The following is a 2,620-nucleotide window of genomic DNA, read 5'->3' on the forward strand; positions in this document are numbered from 1 at the left end:
GTACGCCTCCGATGGGGGCCGTCTTGCGTGAGGGTTGGTAATTCGCGAAGCGTGTGACCTTAAGTCTAGCTTTAAGGTCATCAGGCGATGCGGGTCGAGGTTTTAGGCGGGCTGGAGCGGCGGCGGCGTTGGTCGCAGGACGACAAGGCACGGATTGTCGAGGAGACGTTGGCACCGGGCGCGAAGGTAACTGAGGTTGCGCGGCGCAACGGAGTAGCGGCCAGCCTGGTGTTTACCTGGCGTCGACAAGCACGGACATCGGAACAAGTTGCACCATCTTTTACGCCGGTGCAGATCGCCGCCGTAGCGGCTTCGACTGAAGAAACTGCGAAGCTTTTGCCTACGGTTGATGGCCGAGTTCGCTCGGCGGCAGCCGCACGTACTGGATTGATAGAGATCGATCTCGGCAACCGACGGTGCATCCGGGTGGATGCGCACGTCGATCCGGAGGCGCTGGCGCGGGTCCTCGATGTGCTTGGACGCCGATGATTGCTGTACCAGGGAATGTGCGAGTGTGGCTGGCGACAGGCTACACGGATATGCGCAGAGGCTTTCCGTCGCTGGCCCTCCAAGTGCAGGAGGTGCTGCACAAAGAACCGCTCAGCGGTCATTTGTTTGTCTTCCGCGGTCGCCGCAGCGATCTTGTGAAGGTGATCTGGCACGATGGTCAGGGAGCCTGCTTGTTCACAAAAAAACTCGAGAGAGGAAAGTTTATCTGGCCATCGGTTGCCGGTGAAGCGGTAACGATCTCGCTGGCGCAGTTGAGCTATCTGCTGTCCGGGATCGATTGGCGCAATCCGCAAGAAACCCAGCGGCCGACGCGGGTCGGATAATCGTTTTGGGTTTGAATCTGATGCTCGATCTGATTCAATGGCGTCATGACATCGAAGCCGGACGACCTTCCTTCGGATCTCACGAGAGCCTACCTTGCTCTGCTGGCCGAGCGCGAGGCGTTGCAGGCTGAACGCGATGTGGCAGTCGCGGATGCCGCCAACGCGCGGGCGGAGCTATCGGACAGCGAGGTGCTGATCGCTCATCTTGAGCTACGGATCGAGAAGCTCAAACGCGAACTGCACGGGCAGCGCTCCGAGCGCACGGCGCGTTTACTCGAGCAGTTGGAATTGGAGCTCGAAGAACTCGCCACCACGGCGACCGAGAATGAGCTTGCCGCGCAGGCCGCAGCAGCGAAGACGCAGAACGTTCGCCCCTTCATGCGCAAGCGGCCGGTTCGCCAGCCATGGCCGGACGACATCGAACACGAGCGCGTCGTCATTGAGGCTCCAACGAGCTGCGCCTGCTGCGGTGGATCTCGGCTGGCGAAGGTCGGAGAGGATGTGACCAAGACGCTGGAGGAGATCCCGCGTCGCTTCAAGGTGATCGAGACGATACGCGAGAAGTTCACCTGCCGCGATTGCGAGAAGATCAGCCAGCCGCCGGCACCGTTCCATGCCACGCCGCGCGGCTTCATCGGTCCGCAATTGCTGGCGACAATGCTGTTCGACAAGTTCGGCATGCATATCCCGCTCAATCGCCAGAGCGTGCGCTTCAAGGCTGAGCGGATCGACCTGCCGCTGTCGACGCTGGCCGACCAGGTCGGCCACGGAACCTTCGCCGTCATGCCGCTGTTCCAGCTGATCGAGCGTCATGTGCTCGCGGCCGAGCGCCTTCATGGCGACGACACCACTATCCGCATCCTGGCGAAGGGCAAGTGCACGACCGGCCGGATCTGGACCTATGTGCGGGATGACCGGCCGTTCGCCGGGCCTGCGCCGCCGGCGGCGGTCTATTATGCCTCGGGCAACCGACGGGGCGAACATCCTCAGAAGCATCTGGCCGCCTTCGCCGGCATTCTGCAGGCGGATTGCTATGGCGGCTTCGAGCCGTTGTTCGACCCAAAAAGGAAAGCAATGCCGATCACGCCGGCGTTTTGCCTGGCCCATGCGCGGCGGGGATTCTTCGAACTGGCTGACATCGAGAAAGCCGCCCGGGAAGGCCGCAAGGGCAAACCGGTCTCCCCGATCGCGCTGGAGGCGGTCAGGCGTCTGGATGCGTTGTTCGAGATCGAGCGCGCCATCAACGGCCGTAGTGCCGACGAGCGGCGTGCCGTGCGCCAGGAGCGGAGCAAGCCGCTGCTCGACGACATGCATGACTGGCTGCTCCGCGAGCGAGAAAGCCTCTCGCGCTCCGCCGAGGTCCTGAAGCCCATGAACTACATGCTCAAGCGCTGGGACGACTTCGTCCGCTTCCTCGACGATGGCCGGATCTGCTTGACCAACAATTGCGCTGAGCGTGCATTGAGAGGCATTGCCTTGGGAAGGCGCAACTGGACCTTCGCTGGTAGCCAACGTGGCGCCGACCGTGCCGCGATCATGCTGACGATGATCACGACCTGCCGCCTCAACGACGTCGATCCAAAGGCCTGGCTCGCCGACGTCCTCGCCCGGATCGCCGATCTTCCCGCGTCGCGGCTGCGCGAACTGCTGCCCTGGGAATGGAAGCTCCTGCACCAAGCCGGCAAGTCCGCCGATCAGCAAGCCGCCTGACCTTCACGCAACGCCATCGTAGAACTCGCCGCGCTCGCGCGCATGTGTCAATCAGGCGGCCTTCGTCGTATGCGTAC

General features: G+C 62.6%; 3 protein-coding genes. All 3 read left to right on the forward strand.

The annotated features are described in order from the left end of the window. The first annotated feature begins 87 nt into the window (after positions 1-87). Genes tnpA through tnpC form a run of 3 tightly spaced genes read left to right on the forward strand, consistent with a single transcriptional unit; the run spans position 88 to position 2,543 of the window. A complete protein-coding gene (tnpA, locus tag ABIB80_RS39185; RefSeq protein WP_085357272.1) occupies positions 88-489 on the forward strand; it encodes an IS66-like element accessory protein TnpA in 402 nt (133 codons plus the stop codon). A gap of 23 nt (positions 490-512) precedes the next feature. Continuing rightward, positions 513-833 (forward strand): IS66 family insertion sequence element accessory protein TnpB, encoded by a 321-nt coding sequence (gene tnpB / locus ABIB80_RS39190; RefSeq protein ID WP_425304745.1) that lies wholly within the window; start codon positions 513-515, stop codon positions 831-833. Positions 834-878: 45 nt separating this feature from the next. Further along, positions 879-2,543: an IS66 family transposase gene (gene tnpC, locus ABIB80_RS39195; protein ID WP_085357270.1), complete on the forward strand. Its 1,665-nt coding sequence runs from the start codon at positions 879-881 to the stop codon at positions 2,541-2,543. Positions 2,544-2,620 lie beyond the last annotated feature (77 nt).

Source organism: Bradyrhizobium sp. i1.15.2, from assembly GCF_040548425.1.
Taxonomy (GTDB): Bacteria; Pseudomonadota; Alphaproteobacteria; order Rhizobiales; family Xanthobacteraceae; genus Bradyrhizobium; species Bradyrhizobium canariense.

What these genes read in the sequence shown, in the direction of transcription:
- tnpC (WP_085357270.1), top strand. Translation starts at nt 879, where the DNA reads ATGACATCGAAGCCGGACGACCTTCCTTCGGATCTCACGAGAGCCTAC.
- tnpA (WP_085357272.1), top strand. Translation starts at nt 88, where the DNA reads ATGCGGGTCGAGGTTTTAGGCGGGCTGGAGCGGCGGCGGCGTTGGTCG.